Below are 22,250 nucleotides of genomic sequence, written 5' to 3' on the forward strand. Positions count from 1 at the left end.
TCTTCTTTTTTGTATTTTGATAGATTTTCACACATTCTATTTCTTACGAACGCGTTTCAATCGTCACATCGCCCGCAGCTGTTTTACCGCTAATCTTTTTACTCCCATTACCAATCGTTACGTCTTTATTTTCTTCATTAAAAATTGTTACATCCCCGGCAGCACTTTGCCCAGTAATTACCGCATCTTTTGGTTTTTCCGATAAAGTAATATTTACATCTCCCGCAGTTGAACTTGCTTCTAGATTGTACTTAGAATCATGATCTAGAATATTTATTTCCCCACTGGTCGTTTTTGCAGTCACTTTCCCTATTACTTTTTTAAAGTTTACTTCACCAGCTTTTGTAGATCCCTCCACATTCTTAGCCGTTACATGTTTCAAATCCACTTCTCCAGTAAGTGTTCTAGCACTTACACGGTCACTTTTCACATCACTTATTTCAATTTGTCCAGCAGATGAATTTACTTTTACATCTTGGTAAGAGCGTTCAGGCACAAGGAGAGTCAATGTAGACGTTTGAAACCTAAAATCGTAAAAAGAAAAATCAAATGAAGCACCTTTTTCTCTTTCCCCAATGATTTTTAATGTGTCACCATCTTCAGTAATATGAATCTCTTGTTTACGCGCATCTCCTAATTGCTTTACATAAAAAGAAGCGTCAGGAGATTTTTGGACAACAATATCCCCGACATCTAACTTAACTTCTATATTTTTTAGTGTTTCGTTTTTAATTATATCTTCTTTGTTTCCTTTTTCTGCAGTTTGCACTGCTTTTTCATATGTTTGTGAAATTCCTATTACTCCAATAATGATACAAGCGATCGCTACTAACAATATTTTTTTCATCATCTACTCCCCTTTTATCATTTTGAAGTTCCATATGACATAACGTACACATAACCTTTTAAACCACTTCGTACTATAATAAGCGATAATACATAACAACAAACCTATCCCAACAAATGTTATACTTACGAATACATCTAACCATATAAATGTACCCATAAATACTTTTCCAATAACGAAAAATGGTGTAACTACACTAACAATCCCACCGACCCAAAAAGAGAATATAAAAGCGATAATTGCAACTAACGGGCCTAATACAATAATGAAATTAAACAAACTAAGTCCAATCGCTGCCATGACAGCTCTTGTCACATTTGAAGTTGACGGATCTTTTTTCATTTCATCAAATCGATACATCGCAAGTAATTCTTTTGCAATTACTTTCGGAGAGCCAAGACCCTTTATTATTTCCGATTCAGTTTTCCCCTCTTCTATCCCAAACTGAAAATGCTCTTCATAATCAAATAAAATATCTTTCCTCTCTTCGTCCGGTAACTTTCTAAGATGACTTGATAATTCATTAAGAAACTGTTCTTTACTCATCCCATTCCACCCCTTCAATAATTTCTTGTACACCTTTCGCAAAATCACGCCACTCTGTTACTAACAAATTCAGTTGCGTTTCCCCTTGCTCAGTTAGTTGATAATATTTGCGAGGTGGTCCTTCCGTAGATTCTTTTAAATACGTTTGAAAATATCCTTCCTTCGTTAAACGGCGTAATAAAGGATATACTGACCCTTCCGATATTAAAAATTTATTTGAGATTTGCTGAACAAGTTCATAGCCGTAACAATCCTTACGTTTCACAAGTGCCAGTACACATAGTTCTAACACACCTTTTTTAAACTGAACGTTCAAGGACAATCCCCCTTTCTCATTTCAGTACTGTTCAATACACAGTACCTTCCTTATCCATAATATACCACTTAGTATTGTTTATTGCAAGGTACTATATTTTTAAACACTCGAACTTTAGTATGAAACATATCCAATACCGAACACAACATATCATTCAATTTTTTATATCCATAGATATTACGCATGTTACTTTTACTTATCCACCCTTTTGGAACACAAAACAATTCGAATTTCACCACGTTACATTAAAGATATGGAATAGAAATTTAAATACCGTCATAATTTTTTCAGACATCTATTCAATTCATTTCAACTAACACCTATATTGCCAACAAATAAAAAAGCCCTGATACCGTAGTATCAGGGCTCCTCACCTCTTAGTAAAGAGACATATATTGATCGCGTTCCCATTGGTGAACTTGCGTACGGAAGATATCCCACTCAATTTCTTTCGCTTCGATGAAGTGCTCAAGTAAGTGATCTCCTAATGCGTTACTAATTACTTCGTTAGATTGTAATGTAACTAAAGCTTGCGCTAATGTTGCTGGTAAGTCAACGATACCTGCTTCTTCGCGCTCTTCTTTTGTCATTACGTAGATGTTACGATCTACTGCAGCTGGTGGAGTTAATTTGTTTTTAATTCCATCAAGACCTGCTGCTAATAATGTAGCCATTACTAAATATGGGTTTGCAGCTGGGTCAACACTACGTACTTCTACGCGTGTACTAATACCACGAGATGCAGGGATACGTACTAATGGACTACGGTTTTGTGCAGACCATGCTACGTAACAAGGAGCTTCGTATCCAGGTACTAAACGCTTGTAAGAGTTTACAGTTGGGTTTGCCACCGCTGTAAATGCTGGTGCGTGTTTTAAAATACCTGCGATGAAGTGACGAGCATCATCACTTAATTGTAAGTCACCGTTTTGATCATAGAATACGTTCTCACCATTTTTGAATAGTGATAAGTTACAGTGCATACCTGAACCGTTCACACCGTATAATGGTTTTGGCATAAATGTTGCGTGTAAACCGTGTTTACGAGCAATTGTTTTTACAACAAGTTTGAATGTTTGAATGTCATCACATGAACGAATTGCATTTGCATATTTGAAGTCAATTTCGTGCTGCCCTGGAGCAACCTCATGGTGAGACGCTTCAATTTCAAAGCCCATTTCTTCAAGTTCAAGAACGATATCACGACGACAGTTTTCCCCTAGATCCATCGGCGCAAGGTCGAAGTATCCACCGTTATCGTTTAATTCTAATGTTGGATTTCCTTTTTCATCTACTTTGAATAGGAAGAATTCTGGCTCTGGTCCAAGATTGAAATCTGAGAATCCTAAAGCTTCCATTTCTTTTAATACACGTTTTAAGTTGTTACGTGGATCCCCTTCAAATGGAGTGCCATCTGCATTGTAAATATCACAGATCAATCGAGCTACTTTACCTTTTTCAGCTGTCCAAGGGAAAATCACCCAAGTATCTAAGTCTGGATATAAGTACATATCAGATTCTTCAATACGTACGAAACCTTCAATAGAAGATCCATCAAACATCATTTTGTTATCAAGAGCTTTTGTTAATTGGCTCACTGGAATTTCTACGTTTTTAATTACTCCTAAAAGGTCCGTAAATTGTAAACGTATATACTTTACATTCTCTTCTTTCGCCAAACGGAAAATATCTTCTTTTGTGTACCTAGCCATTATAAATTCCTCCTTAGTCCCTCTAAACACCTTCAGAATCAGTTCTCTTTAGTGAAAAAACCTTGAAATATCACCTTGTCGCAATGAAGTTCGATTAAATCTACCTGTATGTTGTAGTTCGTCTCGAAGTATTTTGCGAAGCTCAGTTTTTGAAATTTCTTTCGTTTCTTCTTTTACTTTCACTGCTTCTGTTTGATTTTCTTTCATTAGTAACACTTGTTTAATACCAGCCATATTCAAGCCTTGATCTAATAAATCTTTAATCTCTAACAACTTATCTACATCGTTAAATGAAAATAATCTACGATTCCCCTTTGTACGGGTTGGAGAAACAAGATTATGCTCTTCATAGTAGCGAATTTGACGTGCAGATAATTGTGTTAAATCCATAACAATACCAATAGGAAACAGCGGGGCAGAACGTCTATCTTCTTTCATCGTTTCAGTTCCTCCTTCGCCTTAACTGCTTCTCATTTTATACCATGTTATGTTTGATGTCAATAGATGTTAGCTTTTCTTACATGATTTTTTTAAAAGTTTTTTCATTCTTTTTTCTAATGCAATAAATCATTACTTTCACACGAAAAAAAGCTGTCGAAATCGACAGCTTCCCTTTAAGAAATTGTTAATAATTCTTTTTCAATTAATGCATCAATTGCAGAACAGATCGCAATCTTCACATGCGAATAAGTTAGCCCACCTTGTACGTAAGCAACATAAGGCGGACGAATTGGACCATCAGCTGACAATTCAATACTTGCACCTTGAATAAAAGTTCCCGCAGCCATAATTACATCATCTTCATACCCCGGCATATAGTTAGCATATGGAGTGAAGTGAGAATTAATCGGGGATGCATATTGAATTGCTTGGCAGAATGCAATCATGCGATCTTTGTCATCAAATTGAACAGATTGAATTAAATCCGTTCTTGGTGCATTCCACGCTGGTGATGTATTCATTCCTAACTTTTCTAAAAATGCAGCTGTAAAAATCGCACCTTTTAGCGCTTGTCCTGCTACATGCGGCGCTAAGAAGAAACCTTGATACATTTCTTGCAGACTGTATAAAGATGCCCCTGCTTCCGCACCGATTCCTGGAGATGTTAAACGATATGCACACGCTTCAACATACTGTTCTTTACCAACAATGTAACCACCAGTTTTAACAATTCCCCCACCCGGGTTTTTAATAAGCGAACCTGCCATTAAATCTGCACCAACATGACATGGCTCTTGCTCTTCAATAAACTCACCATAACAGTTATCTACAAACACGACAACATCCGGTTTAATTTCTTTAACAAACGCTATCATTTCTTTAATTTGAGAAATAGTAAACGACGGACGAGTAGCATAACCTTTTGAGCGCTGAATACCGATCATTTTCGTATTACTATGAATGGCAGCCGCAACAGCTCCAAAATCAACAAGCCCCTCTTCAGTAAGCGGAACTGCATTATAACCAATATTATATTCTTTGAATGACCCTACACCTTTTCCGCGTACACCAACAATTTCCTCTAACGTATCATACGGCTTACCAGTGATGTACAATAACTCATCTCCCGGACGTAAAATACCGAATAGCGCTGTTGAAATTGCGTGAGTACCTGAAATAATTTGCGGACGAACAAGACCAGCTTCCGCTCCAAATACATCTGCATACACTTTTTCTAACGTATCACGACCAATATCGTCATAACCGTAACCTGTCGTTGGAATAAAATGTGAATCGCTAATTTTATGTTTACGAAAACTTTCTAACACACGAAACTGATTACTTTCAATTACTTCATCCGCACGTTTATGTACTTCTGTAATTTGGCTCTCTACTTCTTTTACGATTGGAGCAATTTTTTCTCCATTTTTCAAACGATCAAACATTTTTATTTTCTCCTTCTTCCACTAAAAATCTCTTTAATTGTACATTAAGCGATGAATGAGCAAAAATATACCCCGCGCAATCATATACAAATTTATCTTCCAAAAACTCCATTTTTGTTAATAGCGTCTCCGTCTTTAATAGAGTTAATAACTTACCTTCACTCGGAGGAATCTCCACTTGATAACGATTCATTTCTTCCTTCATTTTCGTTTCTATCGCTTCTTTTATATGTAATAGATCCTTTTCTTCAAAAGCACTAGTCATTAAGAAGTCATTTTTCGGAAACGGAATAAAGTTTTGATGTAATTCATCTTTTTTATTATATAACGTAATAATAGGAATATGATTTATTTCGAGTTCTGATAATAATTGTTTTACTGTTTTCTCATGCCCTACATAATTAGGATCTGCAGAATCCACAACATGTAAAATAACATCCGCTTCACCAGCTTCTTCTAACGTCGAACGGAATGCAGCAATTAATGACGTAGGTAAATCTTGTATAAAACCAACTGTATCAGTTAGTAATACTGTATAACCAGAAGGTAGCGGCATCTTCCTTGTTGTCGGGTCTAGTGTTGCAAACAACAAGTTTTCTTCAAACGTATCAGCTTCCGTTAATCTATTAAACAGTGTAGATTTTCCCGCATTCGTATATCCTATTAACGAAACTTGAAATACTTTATTATCTTTTCTTCTCTCACGATATCTTTTTCGATGTTCCACAACAACTGCAAGTTGCTTCTTTATTTCATCAACGCGCGCTCGAATATGACGACGATCAGTCTCAAGTTTCGTTTCACCTGGCCCTCTCGTTCCAATACCACCACCAAGACGTGATAAAGACAATCCTTGCCCCATAAGACGCGGCATTGTATATTGCAACTGAGCTAATTCTACTTGAAGCTTCCCTTCTCTCGACTTCGCACGTTGCGCAAAAATATCTAATATGAGTTGCGTTCGATCAATTACCCTCGCATCTAATACTGCGGATAAATTCCGAATTTGACTCGGTGTTAATTCGTTATTAAATACGATAACATCCGGTTCTAGTTCTTCAGTTAACATTGTAAGCTCTTCTAATTTACCTTTACCTATATAAGTCGCCGGATGAAACTTCGGTCGTTTTTGCGTTGTAGACACTAACAATTCTGCTCGTGCAGTTTTCGCTAATGATGCAAGTTCTTTCATGGAATGCATAAATTTTTCATCATCATCTTGCGGCAATTGACAGCCCACTAATATGACTTTCTCTTTTTCTTCCATCAAATATGTTCACTCATCCTTTTCGAAATTTAAACCTTCTAATATAATAGCAGAGGAAGCACATTTCATCTAGTTAGCGGGGGAGAAAATTCATGGCATGGGAGATTTTTAGCATCATAGGCACAATTGCTTTCGCATTAAGCGGGGCTATTGTTGCAATGGAAGAGGATTATGATATTTTCGGGGTGTATATTTTAGGAATGGCAACCGCATTTGGGGGAGGTGCCCTTCGTAATTTATTAATTGGTTATCCGATTGTCGCATTTTGGCAACAAGACATGTTATTCCAAATCGCACTTTTATCAATGACGATTATTTTTCTTTTTCCAAATAAATTAATTAGACACTGGAAAAAGTGGGAAAACATCACTGATGCTATCGGCTTATCAGCATTTGCCGTACAAGGGGCATTATACGCTCAAAAATTAAATTTACCAATTAGCGCTACAATCGTAGCAGCCGTTTTAACTGGCATTGGAGGCGGTATTATCCGCGATCTTTTAGCCCGTAGAAAACCTCTCGTTCTTCGAGCTGATGTATATGCTTTTTGGACGATTCTGGCAGGTTTCTTAATCGGCGCTCAAATTATTGTTAGCGATTGGGCTCTATACACCTTATTCATTTTAATTGTTTGCTTCCGCATGGTTTCTATTCATTACAAATGGCATTTACCGCATAGACGCATCGACACAAACGAACGTTCAATGCATAAATAGCAATCCAACCTCTTTACAGATCGTAAAGAGGTTTTTCTTTTCTAACGAGTTTTTCCTTACATAATGTTTATACTAATTCTCAAAGCGAGGTGAACACAAATGACAAACCATGTGAATAAAGGGGCTCAAAAAAGCTCAGTAGGTCAAATTGGACATGATCCTAATTCTGCACACGAAAAAAGCGCTAAAATGGAACGTTTCCATAAATCTTATCAAGAAAAAGCAAAAAAATAGTAGAGCACTTATATAAAAAAACAGACGCACAGTTTACGTACTGTGCGTCTCCTCTTCAAGCATCAAATCACTACTTGATATTCCAATCAAATCATATTTATCATACGCATCCTCTTGTAACAACCGCATAGCTTGTGTACGAATTGATTTTTCAACAATATTCCGAACATATCGTCCATTACTAAAGGATGTAATTTGCGATGAGTACTTTACAGCATGTAAATGATCTCTAAATTTCCATTCAGCCTCTTTCGATAACTGATATTCACGTTCTTCATACATCCTCTTCCCTATTTCTAACAGCTGATTTACTGAGTAATCCGCAAACTCAATTATAAACGGAAAACGAGATTGCAGTCCTGGATTCAATGAAAGAAAGTGATTCATCTCTCTGGAATATCCAGCTAAAATCAATACAAAACCGTGTTGTTTATCTTCCATATGTTTTACGAGCGTATCAATTGCTTCTTTTCCAAAATCTTTTTCTCCCCCTCGTGCTAATGAATAAGCCTCATCAATAAACAAAATTCCCCCCATTGCTTTTTTTATTAAATCTCTTGTTTTTTGAGCCGTATGACCGATGTACTCTCCTACAAGATCTGCACGTTCAGCTTCAACTAAGTGCCCTTTTGATAGAATATTCATCTCAAATAACAATTTTCCTATCATTCTAGCAACAGTTGTCTTGCCTGTACCCGGATTGCCTTTAAACAACATATGGAGTACTTGCTTCTCAGACTTCAATCCTATTTCTTGTCTTTTTTTATTCACATAAATCCAAGCATATATTTCTTTTATTATCTTTTTTATATCATCCATCCCAACGAGTTTTCCCATCTCTTCTTCAATTCTTTGCAGCATCTCATGTTTCGTAGTAGTTTCATTTGAAATTACTGTTTTATTTTCTGCAGCCGGTAAAGAAATTTTCTTTCGATGATTTAACACAATGTTAATTTGATTATTATTTTTCTTTCGCATCGATTGTTCCATACAATCACCTCATTTTATCCACTCACCAAATATTATTATTCTTGTCTCCTTTGCAAATGACTATTTTCAGAAAAGTTTGCTATAATAAAAGAAATAATGAAGGTGGTGGGACTATGGAGACAACGGAATTCCATGATACAATACAAGCCTTTTCTATTTTTTTATTGAATAAAGGCCGAAAACCTTCAACCATTAAACGTTATGTTTATGACATTGAAGATTTCGGACATTGGTTAGAAAAAAACAAAAAGCTCCCTTCCAGTAATATATGGGCTACACTTTGTACAAAAGACTACGAAGATTACTTTTCCGACTTAAAAAAGAATCGACATTACTCAGAGAAAACGATGCACCGTGTATTCATTGTATTAAATCGAATGCATCACTTTCTAAATATTCCCAACCCATTAAAGAACATGGAAATTTCTATTCAACCAGACCGCACACTCCGCAATGAAGATTTCATTTCATCTGATGAAGAAAAAAGATTAAAACATATAGTCACTTCATTAGAAGGACTTTCAGAAAAACAACGTCCTGTACGCCCTTTATTGATGGATCGTAATATCGCTATTTTAAATTTATTAATTGACTATGGATTATCCTTACAGGAACTTACAGCATTAACTATGCATCACGTCCACTTTGAAACTAACACATTATCTATACCTGCAACCGCAGGAGTAGAAAGAACAATTACTTTAACTAGCGAAGACAAAAAACAACTATATACTTATTACAAAAGCATCCCCGAACCCGTTCGTCCAAAATATCATAGTAATGACCCATTATTTGTCGCATTCGATTTTAATCGCGGAACATATAGATGGGTATACGAAAATGATGCACCGAAGGGATTAACAGAAATCGCTATCCAAAAAATGATTCGCCTTGAAGTATCCAGAGCTAATTTACGCAAAGGAATCTCAGGACAACACTTTCGTAACACCTATATTTTAAACTTAATAAAAAAAGAAACTCCGGAGTCAGAAATTATAAAGCTAGCTGGCTTCAAATCAAAGATTTCACTAAAACGATATTATCAATACGCAGAAAATAGAAAAAACGCCTTATTATAAGGCGTTTTTTCTATTTTTTCTTCAAACAAACGATTTTACTATGACCATTTAACTAATTTTTGCATCTACTATGATGAGTTTCGTTCATATCCTCATTAGAAAGGAGAGATTTAATGTCTCATTATAACGACAGTCAGAACAAATTCTCCAAACCATGCTTTCCAAGTAGCGCTGGACGAATTCCAAATACTCCATCAATCCCAGTTACTAAGGCACAACTTAGAACATTCCGCGCAATCATTATCGATTTAACAAAAATAATCCCAAAACTTTTCGCAAATCCATCTCCCCAAAATATTGAAGATCTAATTGATACATTGAACCTACTAAGTAAATTTATTTGTTCACTAGATGCTACTTCCTCCCTGAAAGCACAAGGGTTAGCTATTATTAAAAACTTAATAACTATATTAAAAAATCCAACTTTCGTAGCAAGCGCTGTATTTATCGAGCTTCAAAATCTAATTAATTATTTACTATCCATTACAAAACTATTCCGAATTGACCCTTGCACACTTCAAGAGCTTCTCAAATTAATAGCAGCATTACAAACCGCTTTAGTTAATTCTGCTTCATTCATTCAAGGACCTACTGGACCTACTGGGCCAGCAGGTGCTACTGGCGCTACCGGACCTCGGGGTAATACGGGGGCTACTGGTGCTACTGGACCTCAAGGTAATACGGGGGCTACTGGTGCTACCGGATCTCGAGGTAACACGGGCACTACGGGTGCCACTGGACCTCAAGGGCCTCAAGGTAACACGGGCGCTACGGGTGCCACTGGACCTCAAGGGCCTCAAGGTAACACGGGCGCTACGGGCGCTACCGGACCTCGAGGTAACACGGGCGCTACGGGTGCTACCGGACCTCAAGGTAACACGGGCGCTACTGGTGCTACCGGACCTCAAGGTAACACGGGCGCTACCGGCGCTACCGGACCTCGAGGTAACACGGGTGCTACTGGCGCTACCGGACCTCAAGGTAATACGGGGGCTACTGGCGCTACCGGACCTCGAGGTAACACGGGGGCTACTGGTGCTACCGGTGCCACTGGACCTCAAGGGCCTCAAGGTAACACGGGTGCTACCGGATCTCAAGGACCAGCTGGCGCTACCGGTGCTACTGGACCTCAAGGACCTCAAGGCAACACGGGTGCTATCGGTGCCACTGGACCTCAAGGGCCTCAAGGCAACACGGGTGCTACCGGACCTCAAGGTGTTCAAGGTAACACAGGTGCTACCGGCGCTACTGGACCTCAAGGTGCTCAAGGTAACACAGGTGCTACCGGCGCTACTGGACCTCAGGGTGCTCAAGGTAACACGGGTGCTACTGGTGCTACCGGACCTCAAGGACCTCAAGGTAACACGGGTGCTACCGGTATAGGAGTTACCGGACCTACCGGACCTTCCGGCGGGCCTCCTGGACCTACTGGACCTCAGGGACCTCAAGGTAACACGGGTGCTACTGGTGCTACCGGACCTCAAGGTGCTCAAGGACCAGCGGGCGCTACTGGTGCCACTGGACCTCAAGGGCCTCAAGGTAACACGGGTGCTACTGGTGCTACCGGACCTCAAGGTGCTCAAGGACCAGCGGGCGCTACTGGTGCCACTGGACCTCAAGGTGCTCAAGGTAACACAGGTGCTACTGGTGCTACCGGACCTCAGGGACCTCAAGGTAACACGGGTGCTACTGGTGCTACCGGACCTCAAGGTGCTCAAGGACCAGCGGGCGCTACTGGTGCCACTGGACCTCAGGGTGTTCAAGGACCAGCGGGTGCTACCGGTGCTACTGGACCTCAAGGTGTTCAAGGACCGGCGGGTGCTACCGGTGCTACTGGACCTCAAGGTGTTCAAGGACCGGCGGGTGCTACCGGCGCTACTGGACCTCAAGGCGTTCAAGGTAACACAGGTGCTACTGGTGCCACTGGACCTCAAGGCGTTCAAGGTAATACAGGTGCTACTGGACCTCAAGGTGTTCAAGGACCGGCGGGTGCTACTGGTGCTACTGGACCTCAAGGCGTTCAAGGTAATACAGGTGCTACTGGACCTCAAGGGCCTCAAGGTAACACGGGTGCTACTGGTGCTACTGGACCTCAAGGCGTTCAAGGTAATACAGGTGCTACTGGTGCTACTGGACCTCAAGGCGTTCAAGGTAACACAGGTGCTACTGGTGCCACTGGACCTCAAGGTGTTCAAGGACCGGCGGGTGCTACTGGTGCTACTGGACCTCAAGGCGTTCAAGGTAACACAGGTGCTACTGGTGCCACTGGACCTCAAGGTGTTCAAGGACCGGCGGGTGCTACTGGTGCTACTGGACCTCAAGGCGTTCAAGGGCCGGCGGGTGCTACTGGCGCTACTGGACCTCAAGGCGTTCAAGGTAACACAGGTGCTACTGGTGCCACTGGACCTCAAGGTGCTCAAGGACCGGCGGGTGCTACTGGTGCCACTGGACCTCAAGGTATTCAAGGACCGGCGGGCGCTACTGGTGCCACTGGACCTCAAGGTGTTCAAGGGCCAACGGGTGCTACTGGTATAGGAGTTACCGGACCTACTGGACCTTCTGGTGGACCTACTGGACCTACTGGACCTCAGGGACCTCAAGGTAATACAGGTGCTACCGGACCTCAAGGTATTCAAGGACCGGCGGGTGCTACTGGTGCCACTGGGCCTCAAGGCGTTCAAGGACCGGCGGGTGCTACTGGTGCCACTGGGCCTCAAGGCGTTCAAGGACCGGCGGGTGCTACTGGTGCCACTGGGCCTCAAGGCGTTCAAGGACCGGCGGGTGCTACTGGTGCCACTGGGCCTCAAGGCGTTCAAGGACCGGCAGGTGCTACTGGTGCCACTGGACCTCAAGGTGCTCAAGGACCGGCGGGTGCTACTGGTGCCACTGGGCCTCAAGGCGTTCAAGGGCCAACGGGCGCTACTGGTATAGGAGTTACCGGACCTACTGGGCCTACTGGACCTAGCTTCCCTATAGCAACAATTGTTGTAACAAACAACATTCAACAAACAGTACTACAATTTAATAACTTTATCTTCAGTACTGCAATTAACGTAAATAATATTATCTTTAATGGCACAGACACAGTTACAGTTATCAACGGTGGTATTTATGTAATTAGCGTATCCATCTCTACAACTGCACCAGGATGTGCGCCACTCGGAGTAGGAATTTCAATAAATGGAGCAGTCGCAACTGACAACTTCTCTTCAAATTTAATAGGCGACTCACTTTCATTTACTACAATCGAAACATTAGCTGCCGGAGCAAACATTTCTGTCCAATCTACTCTTAACGAGATTACGATCCCTGCAACAGGAAATACTAACATTCGTCTAACTGTATTTAGAATCGCTTAAATTTCACTATTTATCGTTTATGGCAAATAAAAAAAGAGCGAGAAACTCGCTCTTTTTTTGTTATGTACAATAATTCATTACTATTCTAATTCAATTGAAACATTTTTTTGTGGTACAAATGTAGAAATTGCGTGTTTATAAATAAGCTGTTGCTTACCTTCTGTTTCCAGTAGGACTGTAAAATTATCAAATCCTTTAATTAATCCACGAAGCTGGAAACCATTTAATAAGTACAGCGTAACAAACGTATTCTCTTTACGGAGTTGATTTAAAAACTGATCTTGAATATTGATTGATTGCTTCATGTCGAATCCTCCTCTTTTTCTCTACTTACTATTATTCGACTTTAGTTGTAGCTTTCCTTCTATGTATCGTAAAATTTCTGACGTTTTTTCACCGTCTGTAACATCAAACCATGTGACATCCATCTTATTACGGAACCACGTTAATTGACGTTTTGCATAACGACGTGAATTCGTCTTTAATTGTGATACCGCTTCTTCTAAAGAGACACGATCCTCAAAATAATCATATATCTCTTTATACCCAATCGCTTGAATAGATTGACAATCTCGTATCCCTCGATTATACAACCCTTCTACTTCTTCTAATAAACCTTGGTCCATCATTATATCAACTCGTAAGTTAATGCGATCGTATAGCATTTCACGATCCATTGTCAAGCCAATTAAGGAAACATCGTATAATAACTCGTTTTCTTGTTTTTCAAGTTGATCACTCATTTTTTCACCCGTCGTGTGGAAAATTTCTAACGCCCTAATGACACGGCGTACATTATTTGCATGAATACGCTCAGCGCTTTCTGGGTCTACTTCCTGTAATTTCTTATGTACATATTCCACACCACGTTCTAATGCTAACTTTTCCATTTGTTCTCGGTATATAGCATCACCAGCATCATCCGTAAACTGATAATCGAATAAAACAGATTGTATATACAGACCAGTTCCACCAACGATAATCGGCAATTTACCACGCTCTGTAATCTCGCGAATATGCTTACGAACACGTTCTTGAAATTCGGCAACCGAAAATGATTCTTCTGGATTTTTTATATCAACCATATAATGTGGAATTCCGTCCATCTCTTCTTTCGTCACCTTTGCGGTTCCAATATCCATCGTACGATAAATCTGCATGGAATCTCCACTTATAATTTCACCATTTAACGCTTTGGCAAGATCAATACTTAACTTCGTCTTCCCAACAGCAGTTGGTCCAATGATGACAGCAACTTTTTCACGTTGCACTTCTCCCATATCATTCAACTCTCTTTATGTAATGTACTCCATCTATTGATTATATCCAATCTTACCAATTTTAACGGCATGATTGCAAGTTCTTTCATTACGGTACATGAAATTATAAATAAAAAAGAACATAGTTTGTCCAATTCCGCATATACATGATTAAAAATACCTTCGAGAGGATGAGTTAACTATGAAACAATCCACTATCAATTTTTCATCTTTGACAAAAGACCTCATTTTAGCTACTGCTACAAAAGAACACAATTGTTCACAAGAAGAATTATACTTCGCCTTAAATTGTTTACTACGTTCTTTTCATTCTGCTCTCCAAGAAACAACATTACATCTAGAAAATAAAGATACAGAGTATATACAAAACCAATTTTGCAGCGCATATAAAATTATTACAGGTAAAACTATTTATCCTTTTCAATAATCCATAAAAGGCGATTGCTTACATACTTTCAAGCAACCGCCTTTTATATTAATACATATATACTACTCTATAACTTTCACTTTTACAGATTTGCGCCCCCAGCTATTCGCACTACCATCTGAGCCAACTAAAACATCAATACGATTTCCTTTAATCGCACCACCAGTATCTCCAGCAATCGCTTCTCCATATCCTTCTACCCATACTTTTGATCCAAGTGGAATTACTTTAGGATCAACAGCAATTACTTTCATATTTGGATTCGCTGTTAAGTCATGCCCCATTGCAGTTAATACACGACCACCATACGAACCATTCTCACTCGGATCTGCTGTATATGCTGTCGCTTCTACCGTTATTTCACGTCCACTAGTCGGTGCACTTGTTTCATTAGATTTCGCAACTTGTTTCGTAGTTGACTGCTGTTTTGCCACAGGTTTACTTGATTCTACATTCTTAACAGATTCTTTACTCTTAACTACTTTATTACTTTTAACCGGCGTATTTACTCTTTCCGGCGCTTCTTCTTTCGTTGCAACTTCTTTCTTTTCAATCACTGGTGCCGTTCCTGTTAAAAATGGCACATGAACATATCCTGTTTTTCCATTATAGTCAAATTGCAACCATTCATTTTGAACTTGATTTGTCGTTTCAATTACATCATTTTTATTCAGTTTTCCAAGAATTTCTGAGTCAGTATTCGCTCCAGCGCGAACATTTAACACACCCGCCGTCACATAATATGTACTTTTTGTAAATTCAGCACTTACAAATGCTTCTTGACCATTTAATTTAATTTTTGTCCATCCGTTTTCTGTATTTACAACATCTAATTTATTTCCACTTAACATTTTACCTACAAGCTTAGACTCTACAGTTGGGTTTTCTCTAACATTTAATACGTCTGTTGTTACAATCGTTTCCGCTTTCGCAGAACCTGCAAAAATCCCAAGACCAAAAACTGCCGCCGTTGCTATACCTAATAATTTTTTCATGAATAGCCTCCATTTGCTTTGTTTTCGTATTTTTATTATAGCAACGGATTTTTAAGATTTTTAGAAAACACACAATTACAAACCATTCGTAATATACGATTAATGAGCTGTAACATAAATTTCCATATTAATGAATTACATTTCCAATAGAATTCCCAATAGTTTTCATATATTTTCCACATACAAGCACCAGAATTTTTTTCCAGAAAAAATTACAGTATTACTTTTTTGTTACAAAAAAATCATATTTCATTACATCTTTTACCAAAATTCATCATTCTCCAATTATCAACCTCCTTTTTTGTAATAAAAAGGAGCAGCTAATAAAAGCTACTCCCTTTACACGTATTATTTAACTTTCTTTTTCCAAATTCCCATCATAAGAGCAGAAACAACTGCCCCTATCAATATCGATAAAATATATAACACTGGTTTATTTACTAAAGCGATAACAAACAATCCACCATGCGGTGCTGGTAATGTAATTTGGAATAACATTGATAATGCACCTGCAATACTTGAACCGACAACACAACTGACAATTACCCGAACCGGATCTGCTGCTGCAAACGGAATCGCACCTTCTGTAATAAACGATGCCCCCATAATATAATTTGTTAAACCAGACTTACGTTCCGCTTCTGTAAACTTCGATTTAAAGAAGGTAGTTGCTAACGCAATTGCAAGCGGTGGCACCATACCACCAGCCATAACCGCTGAATGTACCCCAAAGTTCTTCGCTTCTATCGCAGCAATACCAAACGTAAATGCTGCTTTATTAATTGGACCACCCATATCAATTGCCATCATCGCACCTAAAATAAGACCTAGTAATATAGCATTTGTACCGTTCAAACCATTTAACCATCCTGTTAACATTCCATTCAATGCTACTACAGGCGGAATTACTACTTTTTGCATAACAACTCCTGTAATCAATAATCCAAAGACCGGATATAACAATACAGGTTTAATTCCTTCTAATTGTACTGGTAGGCCTGAAAATAATTTTTTCAATCCTAAAACAACATATCCGGCTAAGAAACCAGCAATTAATCCACCTAAAAATCCAGCATTCGCATGTGCCGCTAAAAATCCTCCGACAACACCGGGCATAAAACCAGGACGATCAGCAATAGAACTAGCAATAAACCCTGCTAAAATTGGTACAAGGAATAAAAATGCCCCTGTTCCCCCTCCTCCAATAGACATGAACAATTCAGCTAAAGGACCTTCTGCTTTTATACCACCAAACGAAAACGCTAGCGCAATTAAAATCCCGCCACCAACAACGAATGGAAGCATATTACTTACGCCGTTCATTAAATGCTTATAAATTCCTAATCCATTTTCTTTCTCCGTATTTTCTGCCTTTCCATCCTCTTTTACACCTTTAAAGATTGGTGCATCTTGTTTTACAGCCCGATTAAGAAGTTTTTCAGTTTTTCTAATCCCGTCAGCGACTGGCACTTGAATAACATGTTTACCAGCAAAACGATTCATTTCTACTTGTTTATCTGCCGCAACAATTATAGCTGTTGCGCGTTCAATATCCTCTTTCGTTAAACCGTTTTTTATACCTGTTGATCCATTCGTTTCAACTTTAATTGCAATTCCTAGCTCTGCTGCTTTTGCTTTCAAGCTATCTGCAGCCATATATGTGTGAGCGATTCCAGTCGGGCAAGCTGTAACAGCTAATACGTACGGTTCATTCCCTTCTGGTTTTGCAACTTCAACCTCTTCTTCTTCTTTTTCATTTTCTTTTTCATCAAATAAACGAAGAAGTTCTTCTTCATCCTTCGCTTCTAACAATTGCTTACGAAACCCTTCATCCATTAATAGTGTAGATAGGCGTGATAACGTTTCTAAATGCGTATTATTCGCCCCTTCACTTGCAGCAATCATAAAAAATAAATGCGCAGGTTGTCCGTCAAGCGATTCATAGTTGATACCGCTTACACTTCTACCAAAACAAATCGCTGGTTGCTTAACAGCTTTTGTTTTCGCATGAGGTATAGCAATCCCTTCACCAATGCCGGTTGTACTTTGTGACTCCCTTTTTAAAATAGCTTCTTTAAATTCAGCTTTGCTATTTAAACGATTTGCCCCGTTTAATTTCTCAACTAACTCATCTATGACAGCTTCTTTATTTGAAGCTGTCAAATTCATAATAACTGTATCCCTTTTTAATAGTTCTGTAATTTTCATATGTTGCTTCCCCCTATCGCTTAGTTACAATTACTTGCGACAATAATTCTTCTACTTTTTCCTTTTCACATAAATCGGCTGAAAATGCTGTTGCACTCCCTGTTGCAACGCCATATTGAAATGCCTTTTCAATATCTTTTGTCTGTTCATATCTTCCTACAAATCCCGCAACGAGAGAATCTCCAGCCCCAACCGAATTAATTACAACGCCTTTTGGAATAGTTGCTTCATATATACCTTCTGCCGTAAATAATAAAGCTCCATCTCCGGCCATTGATACGATAACGTGCTCTACACCTTGTTCAACTAATTTTCTTCCATATGGTAAAACATCTTCTACTGTGGAAATCTCTACTCCGAATAACTCACCAAGTTCATGATGATTAGGCTTTATTAAAAATGGTTTATTTTTAACTACATGCTGCAGCGCACTACCACTTGCATCTACTACTACACGAATGCCTTTTTCAGCTCCGAACGCTGCGATTGATTCATAAAAGGTAGTTGGGATAGACGCTGGTACACTTCCAGCTAGTACAACACAATCTCCCTTTTGCATACTTTCAATTTGTTTCATTAATTGTTCAAATTGTTCCTTAGTCACACTAGGTCCTTGCCCATTTAATTCTGTTTCTTCTTGCCCTTTTATTTTCACATTAATTCGAGAATCTCCATCTACTTGGACGAAGTTTGTTGTTACACCTTCCGCCTGTAATACATCTTTAATAAATCGACCGGTAAATCCACCAGTAAATCCTAGCGCTACATTTTCAACACCTAAACGATGAAGAACGCGAGAAACATTAATTCCTTTTCCTCCAGGAAACTTCATATCTTTTTCTGCTCGATTTACTGCGCCTAACTCTAAGGAATTAACTTGTACTATATAATCAATAGATGGGTTTAAAGTTACTGTATAGATCATTGTTTATCAGCCTCAATTACATTGGTTTGTCTTTTATATTTTTCTAAATCAATTTCTAAATGGTTTGTAATAATATTCGCCTCTTCAACATTGGCAATTTTCGCAAACGCAACTTCCGAAAACTTACTTTCATCAATTAAGAAATATCCTTCATTTGCTAATGTTAATGCCATTTGCTTTAAAAGTGCCTCTTCCGGATCTGGTGTTGTAAAACCAAGTTGTTCATGTACACCATTCGCTCCTAAAAAACATTTATCAAAACGATACTTCTGCATGCTTTCCTGTGCCATAGCACCGATTAAAGCTTTCGTCCTACTCTTCATCATTCCGCCTAGTAAATATGCACGAATATGATTTTCAACTAAAGCTTCAATATGCATAAGTCCATTCGTAACAACGGTAACATCCTTATTTATTAAAAATGGAATCATTTCAAATGTTGTACTTCCTGCATCTAAATAAATGCAATCACCTTGTTCCACAACGTTAGCCGCATACTTCGCAATTTGTTGTTTTATTTGAATGTTTTTGGATGATTTTTCAACCATCGTCGGCTCCTGTCCTTTTCCTGTTAAAACAGCTGCACCACCGTGAACTCTTTTTAATAACCGTTGTTTTTCCAATTGCGCTAAATCACGACGAATTGTTGATTCAGAGCTTTCTGTTCTTTCCACTAATTGTTGTAATTTAACAACCTTCTGCTCTTTTACAAGTTGCAATATCATTTGATGACGTTCAGGAGTTAACATTTTATTCACCTCTTCTTTGATTACAGTATAATGAAAACGATCACAAAAATCAACCATAAACATTCACAAATAACCAAAAACAATCACAAACAGTTATAAACAACAAAAAAGAAACCCATTGGATTGTTATATCAAATGGGTTCCTTTACTCGCTTCACTTATAAGGAAGCTTTATATATGCTTAAAACATCGTCTTTATTTAATTTTTTAAAGTTACCAAATTCGCCATAAGCCATCGCTTTATCCGCCATTACATCAATTTCATTTTCTCCAATAGCATAATCAGATAACGTTACTGGTGCTTCAATTGAAGTCCAAAATTGACGTAACGCCTCAATTCCTTCTAACGCAATTTCTCGATCAGTCTTTCCATCTGTTTCTACATCGAATACACGAATAGCGAACTGTTTAAAACGACTTACATTTTCATCTACAACATGCTTCATCCAGTTCGGGAATAAAATCGCAAGGCCACCTCCGTGTGGTATATCATGAACCGCTGAAACCGCGTGCTCAATATTGTGTGTTGCCCAGTCTCCTTTTACTCCCATCGCTAAAATACCGTTTAGCGCCATAGTACCGCAGTATAAAATCGTTTCTCTATGCTCATAATTTTCTAGATCATTTAAAAGCTTAGGAGCTGTCTCAATGACTGTTTTTAAAACAGATTCACAATAACGATCTTGTAATTCTGTATTTGTTCCATGATGGAAATATTGTTCTAATACGTGTGACATAATATCTACCATACCGTAAATTGTTTGATCCCTCGGTACAGACGCAGTATGAGCTGGATCTAAAATTGAAAACTGAGGGAAGGTAACTGGGCTACCCCAGCCATATTTTTCATTCGTTTCCCAGTTTGTAATGACAGAACCAGCATTCATTTCAGATCCTGTTGCCGCAAGAGTAAGCACAGTACCAAATGGTAATGCCTCACTGGCAAATGTTTTTTTCGTTACAATATCCCACACATCTCCATCGTACTTACTACCAGCTGCAATTGCCTTCGTACAGTCGATTACACTACCTCCACCAACTGCTAAAATAAATTCAACACCATTATCTTTACAAATTTGAATCCCTTTCTTTACAGTTGATACACGTGGATTCGGTTCAACACCTGTCAATTCAAATACTTCTGCATTTATTTCCTTTAAAATAGAAATTACATTATCATAAATACCGTTTCTTTTAATGCTGCCTCCCCCGTATACGAGAAGAACTTTTTTACCGAACTGTGGAATTTCAGTTTTCAATTGCTCTAATTGACCTTTACCGAAAATAAGTTTCGTTGGATTACGAAATACAAAATTTTGCATATCCCTTTACCATCCCTTCTATATGAAAAGCAACTATACTTTTGTATACCATATTTTTTTCATTTTACAAAAACATTTGCCTAACAAAAAAATCCCAGCCTATAGGCTGAGATTTTTTATTGATAATAAGGTGAGATCATTAAGTAAACAATAACACCAGATAAACTTACATATAACCAAATCGGCATTGTCCAACGTACAATTTTACGATGACGTGTTAATTGATTTGTAAAACCAAATACAAGTGCAAACAATGCAAGTGGTACGATAATTGCTGCTAGGATAATATGTGTAATTAAAATGATGAAATACACATATTTAATGAATCCTTCGCCACCAAAATGTGTTGCTGGCGCCAAGTAATGATACGATAAATAAGAAACACAAAATAGCAACGTCGTTGTAAATGCTGCTAGGATGAAGCCACGATGCATTTTCACATTCTTCTTAATAATAGAGAATAACGCTGCTAATAAAAATACGAACGTAAAGCTATTAAAAATTGCGTTTAACATTGGTAAAATCGTTACATCAAAATGTACTTCTCCTTCATAGCCAACAGGTCCAAAGAACAAAAATAAAATAATCGCATTTACAATTACAGAAAGCGTTATCACAATAGGAGCATAGCTTTTCTGATTTGTTGATTGATCCACCAAAATGGTCACTCCCTCTTCCTTCAAATATGTATACGTAACCTCACTATTTTAACATACTATTCACAGTGTAAATGTGACAATAGTTTGACACAGCAAGACAAAACAAAGAAAAAATCCTTCTTAATAAAACTTCTTAAGAAGGATTTTATCGCTTTATTATTCAAATAGCAATGCGATTAGTTTTTGTTAAAAAATGTATCGCTATATGCTTGAAAAATTTCAGACACTTGATATCCCATTAAAGAAATTGCTGTTAATGAAAAGAAACCAATCATAAGAAATCGAAACCACATATAAATCTCCTCCTTGTATTTAGCTTAAAGAACATTCGCTATATTACAAGTTGAGTGGCACTCTTCATCGTCACTTTCCTTTTTCTTTACAATTGCTGTAATAAATCGAATCATAAAGAAAAATACAAAAGGAAATTGTTCGTAATTTACCTTGGCATAGTTCAGCAACGGCTCGCGTTGCATATCGAACGGGGATGAGAAGGAATAGAACATACCTTGCTCTTCCATATATACAATTACAATTTTCATACAAAATACGATTCCTAGAAACGAAACAATATCTTGCCATTCTGTCGTATATAGCAGGTTATACAGCTCTAATACGTACTCTTCCATCGTCATCCCCCCTTCCTTTTTTATCATTTTGCTCGCCTTCGCATAAAAAGTCAAGAAAAAAGTTTATATTCACTATGACAATAGTAATTACTCATTTTTATGAT

Annotated in this window: 22 protein-coding genes; 5 read left to right on the top strand and 17 right to left on the bottom strand. The window is 38.4% G+C overall.

Going from position 1 to position 22,250, the window contains the following annotated elements:
- Positions 1-43 precede the first annotated feature (43 nt).
- The 7 genes from ACTFR9_RS10550 to hflX form a co-directional block, all read right to left on the bottom strand.
- A complete protein-coding gene (locus tag ACTFR9_RS10550; RefSeq protein ID WP_000976123.1) occupies positions 44-850 on the bottom strand; it encodes a DUF4097 family beta strand repeat-containing protein in 807 nt (268 codons plus the stop codon).
- Positions 851-1,393: a DUF1700 domain-containing protein gene (locus tag ACTFR9_RS10555; protein ID WP_000032410.1), complete on the bottom strand. Its 543-nt coding sequence runs from the start codon at positions 1,391-1,393 to the stop codon at positions 851-853. It lies immediately after the preceding gene.
- Complete coding sequence (locus tag ACTFR9_RS10560; RefSeq protein WP_001102620.1) at positions 1,386-1,709, bottom strand: PadR family transcriptional regulator; 324 nt, start codon at positions 1,707-1,709, stop codon at positions 1,386-1,388. The genes ACTFR9_RS10555 and ACTFR9_RS10560 overlap by 8 nt, the downstream gene beginning before the upstream one ends.
- A gap of 377 nt (positions 1,710-2,086) precedes the next feature.
- Complete coding sequence (glnA, locus tag ACTFR9_RS10565) at positions 2,087-3,421, bottom strand: type I glutamate--ammonia ligase (protein ID WP_000135330.1); 1,335 nt, start codon at positions 3,419-3,421, stop codon at positions 2,087-2,089.
- Between the two features lie 48 nt (positions 3,422-3,469).
- Positions 3,470-3,859 carry a transcriptional repressor GlnR gene (gene glnR, locus ACTFR9_RS10570; RefSeq protein WP_000656783.1) on the bottom strand — a complete coding sequence of 130 codons (390 nt, stop codon included), beginning with the start codon at positions 3,857-3,859 and terminating at the stop codon, positions 3,470-3,472.
- Between the two features lie 176 nt (positions 3,860-4,035).
- Entirely contained in the window at positions 4,036-5,307 is a 1,272-nt protein-coding gene (locus ACTFR9_RS10575) for a methionine gamma-lyase family protein (RefSeq protein ID WP_000460296.1), read from the bottom strand.
- The gene (gene hflX / locus ACTFR9_RS10580) at positions 5,300-6,574 is read right to left on the bottom strand and encodes a GTPase HflX (RefSeq protein ID WP_000391389.1); all 1,275 of its coding nucleotides are present in this window, start codon (positions 6,572-6,574) and stop codon (positions 5,300-5,302) included. The genes ACTFR9_RS10575 and hflX overlap by 8 nt, the downstream gene beginning before the upstream one ends.
- A 92-nt stretch (positions 6,575-6,666) precedes the next feature.
- Here hflX and ACTFR9_RS10585 point away from each other — a divergent pair, with 92 nt between their 5' ends.
- Both ACTFR9_RS10585 and ACTFR9_RS10590 read left to right on the top strand, forming a co-directional pair.
- Positions 6,667-7,290 carry a trimeric intracellular cation channel family protein gene (locus ACTFR9_RS10585; RefSeq protein ID WP_000312265.1) on the top strand — a complete coding sequence of 208 codons (624 nt, stop codon included), beginning with the start codon at positions 6,667-6,669 and terminating at the stop codon, positions 7,288-7,290.
- 99 nt (positions 7,291-7,389) lie between these two features.
- Positions 7,390-7,524: a hypothetical protein gene (locus tag ACTFR9_RS10590; protein ID WP_000181496.1), complete on the top strand. Its 135-nt coding sequence runs from the start codon at positions 7,390-7,392 to the stop codon at positions 7,522-7,524.
- Positions 7,525-7,557: 33 nt separating this feature from the next.
- Here the strand turns inward: ACTFR9_RS10590 and spoVK are convergent, their stop codons facing one another.
- A complete protein-coding gene (gene spoVK / locus ACTFR9_RS10595; protein WP_000438181.1) occupies positions 7,558-8,514 on the bottom strand; it encodes a stage V sporulation protein K in 957 nt (318 codons plus the stop codon).
- Positions 8,515-8,627: 113 nt separating this feature from the next.
- Here spoVK and ACTFR9_RS10600 point away from each other — a divergent pair, with 113 nt between their 5' ends.
- The gene (locus tag ACTFR9_RS10600; protein WP_000450313.1) at positions 8,628-9,593 is read left to right on the top strand and encodes a tyrosine-type recombinase/integrase; all 966 of its coding nucleotides are present in this window, start codon (positions 8,628-8,630) and stop codon (positions 9,591-9,593) included.
- Between the two features lie 113 nt (positions 9,594-9,706).
- Positions 9,707-12,952 carry a Gly-Xaa-Xaa repeat protein gene (locus ACTFR9_RS10605; protein ID WP_440048966.1) on the top strand — a complete coding sequence of 1,082 codons (3,246 nt, stop codon included), beginning with the start codon at positions 9,707-9,709 and terminating at the stop codon, positions 12,950-12,952.
- Positions 12,953-13,032: 80 nt separating this feature from the next.
- Here the strand turns inward: ACTFR9_RS10605 and hfq are convergent, their stop codons facing one another.
- Positions 13,033-13,257, bottom strand: a complete 225-nt coding sequence (gene hfq, locus ACTFR9_RS10610) for an RNA chaperone Hfq (RefSeq protein WP_000813896.1) — start codon at positions 13,255-13,257, stop codon at positions 13,033-13,035.
- A 21-nt stretch (positions 13,258-13,278) separates the two neighbouring features.
- Positions 13,279-14,232, bottom strand: a complete 954-nt coding sequence (gene miaA, locus ACTFR9_RS10615) for a tRNA (adenosine(37)-N6)-dimethylallyltransferase MiaA (protein ID WP_000504941.1) — start codon at positions 14,230-14,232, stop codon at positions 13,279-13,281.
- 181 nt (positions 14,233-14,413) lie between these two features.
- Between miaA and ACTFR9_RS10620 the strand changes: the two genes are divergently transcribed.
- Positions 14,414-14,659: a hypothetical protein gene (locus tag ACTFR9_RS10620; protein WP_000814415.1), complete on the top strand. Its 246-nt coding sequence runs from the start codon at positions 14,414-14,416 to the stop codon at positions 14,657-14,659.
- A 62-nt stretch (positions 14,660-14,721) separates the two neighbouring features.
- Here the strand turns inward: ACTFR9_RS10620 and entD are convergent, their stop codons facing one another.
- The 7 genes from entD to ACTFR9_RS10655 form a co-directional block, all read right to left on the bottom strand.
- Entirely contained in the window at positions 14,722-15,654 is a 933-nt protein-coding gene (gene entD, locus ACTFR9_RS10625) for a cell wall-binding protein EntD (RefSeq protein WP_000734633.1), read from the bottom strand.
- Between the two features lie 348 nt (positions 15,655-16,002).
- Positions 16,003-17,862: a PTS fructose transporter subunit IIABC gene (locus ACTFR9_RS10630; RefSeq protein WP_229136203.1), complete on the bottom strand. Its 1,860-nt coding sequence runs from the start codon at positions 17,860-17,862 to the stop codon at positions 16,003-16,005.
- Between the two features lie 13 nt (positions 17,863-17,875).
- A complete protein-coding gene (gene pfkB, locus ACTFR9_RS10635) occupies positions 17,876-18,787 on the bottom strand; it encodes a 1-phosphofructokinase (protein ID WP_000640766.1) in 912 nt (303 codons plus the stop codon).
- Positions 18,784-19,536 (bottom strand): DeoR/GlpR family DNA-binding transcription regulator, encoded by a 753-nt coding sequence (locus ACTFR9_RS10640; protein WP_000957275.1) that lies wholly within the window; start codon positions 19,534-19,536, stop codon positions 18,784-18,786. The genes pfkB and ACTFR9_RS10640 overlap by 4 nt, the downstream gene beginning before the upstream one ends.
- A gap of 158 nt (positions 19,537-19,694) precedes the next feature.
- Positions 19,695-20,858 carry an iron-containing alcohol dehydrogenase gene (locus tag ACTFR9_RS10645; RefSeq protein WP_001179105.1) on the bottom strand — a complete coding sequence of 388 codons (1,164 nt, stop codon included), beginning with the start codon at positions 20,856-20,858 and terminating at the stop codon, positions 19,695-19,697.
- 116 nt (positions 20,859-20,974) lie between these two features.
- Positions 20,975-21,517 (bottom strand): DUF420 domain-containing protein, encoded by a 543-nt coding sequence (locus ACTFR9_RS10650; protein ID WP_000228315.1) that lies wholly within the window; start codon positions 21,515-21,517, stop codon positions 20,975-20,977.
- Positions 21,518-21,834: 317 nt separating this feature from the next.
- Positions 21,835-22,173: a hypothetical protein gene (locus ACTFR9_RS10655; RefSeq protein ID WP_002028298.1), complete on the bottom strand. Its 339-nt coding sequence runs from the start codon at positions 22,171-22,173 to the stop codon at positions 21,835-21,837.
- Positions 22,174-22,250 lie beyond the last annotated feature (77 nt).

Origin of the sequence: Bacillus cereus group sp. MYBK222-1, assembly GCF_051916425.1 — a bacterium.
Taxonomy (GTDB): domain Bacteria; phylum Bacillota; class Bacilli; order Bacillales; family Bacillaceae_G; genus Bacillus_A; species Bacillus_A paranthracis.

Coding starts and splice junctions, on each gene's coding strand:
- ACTFR9_RS10550 (WP_000976123.1), bottom strand. CDS start 850: ATGATGAAAAAAATATTGTTAGTAGCGATCGCTTGTATCATTATTGGA.
- ACTFR9_RS10555 (WP_000032410.1), bottom strand. CDS start 1,393: ATGAGTAAAGAACAGTTTCTTAATGAATTATCAAGTCATCTTAGAAAG.
- glnA (WP_000135330.1), bottom strand. CDS start 3,421: ATGGCTAGGTACACAAAAGAAGATATTTTCCGTTTGGCGAAAGAAGAG.
- glnR (WP_000656783.1), bottom strand. CDS start 3,859: ATGAAAGAAGATAGACGTTCTGCCCCGCTGTTTCCTATTGGTATTGTT.
- ACTFR9_RS10575 (WP_000460296.1), bottom strand. CDS start 5,307: ATGTTTGATCGTTTGAAAAATGGAGAAAAAATTGCTCCAATCGTAAAA.
- hflX (WP_000391389.1), bottom strand. CDS start 6,574: ATGGAAGAAAAAGAGAAAGTCATATTAGTGGGCTGTCAATTGCCGCAA.
- ACTFR9_RS10585 (WP_000312265.1), top strand. CDS start 6,667: ATGGCATGGGAGATTTTTAGCATCATAGGCACAATTGCTTTCGCATTA.
- ACTFR9_RS10590 (WP_000181496.1), top strand. CDS start 7,390: ATGACAAACCATGTGAATAAAGGGGCTCAAAAAAGCTCAGTAGGTCAA.
- spoVK (WP_000438181.1), bottom strand. CDS start 8,514: ATGGAACAATCGATGCGAAAGAAAAATAATAATCAAATTAACATTGTG.
- ACTFR9_RS10600 (WP_000450313.1), top strand. CDS start 8,628: ATGGAGACAACGGAATTCCATGATACAATACAAGCCTTTTCTATTTTT.
- ACTFR9_RS10605 (WP_440048966.1), top strand. CDS start 9,707: ATGTCTCATTATAACGACAGTCAGAACAAATTCTCCAAACCATGCTTT.
- hfq (WP_000813896.1), bottom strand. CDS start 13,257: ATGAAGCAATCAATCAATATTCAAGATCAGTTTTTAAATCAACTCCGT.
- miaA (WP_000504941.1), bottom strand. CDS start 14,232: ATGGGAGAAGTGCAACGTGAAAAAGTTGCTGTCATCATTGGACCAACT.
- ACTFR9_RS10620 (WP_000814415.1), top strand. CDS start 14,414: ATGAAACAATCCACTATCAATTTTTCATCTTTGACAAAAGACCTCATT.
- entD (WP_000734633.1), bottom strand. CDS start 15,654: ATGAAAAAATTATTAGGTATAGCAACGGCGGCAGTTTTTGGTCTTGGG.
- ACTFR9_RS10630 (WP_229136203.1), bottom strand. CDS start 17,862: ATGAAAATTACAGAACTATTAAAAAGGGATACAGTTATTATGAATTTG.
- pfkB (WP_000640766.1), bottom strand. CDS start 18,787: ATGATCTATACAGTAACTTTAAACCCATCTATTGATTATATAGTACAA.
- ACTFR9_RS10640 (WP_000957275.1), bottom strand. CDS start 19,536: ATGTTAACTCCTGAACGTCATCAAATGATATTGCAACTTGTAAAAGAG.
- ACTFR9_RS10645 (WP_001179105.1), bottom strand. CDS start 20,858: ATGCAAAATTTTGTATTTCGTAATCCAACGAAACTTATTTTCGGTAAA.
- ACTFR9_RS10655 (WP_002028298.1), bottom strand. CDS start 22,173: ATGATAAAAAAGGAAGGGGGGATGACGATGGAAGAGTACGTATTAGAG.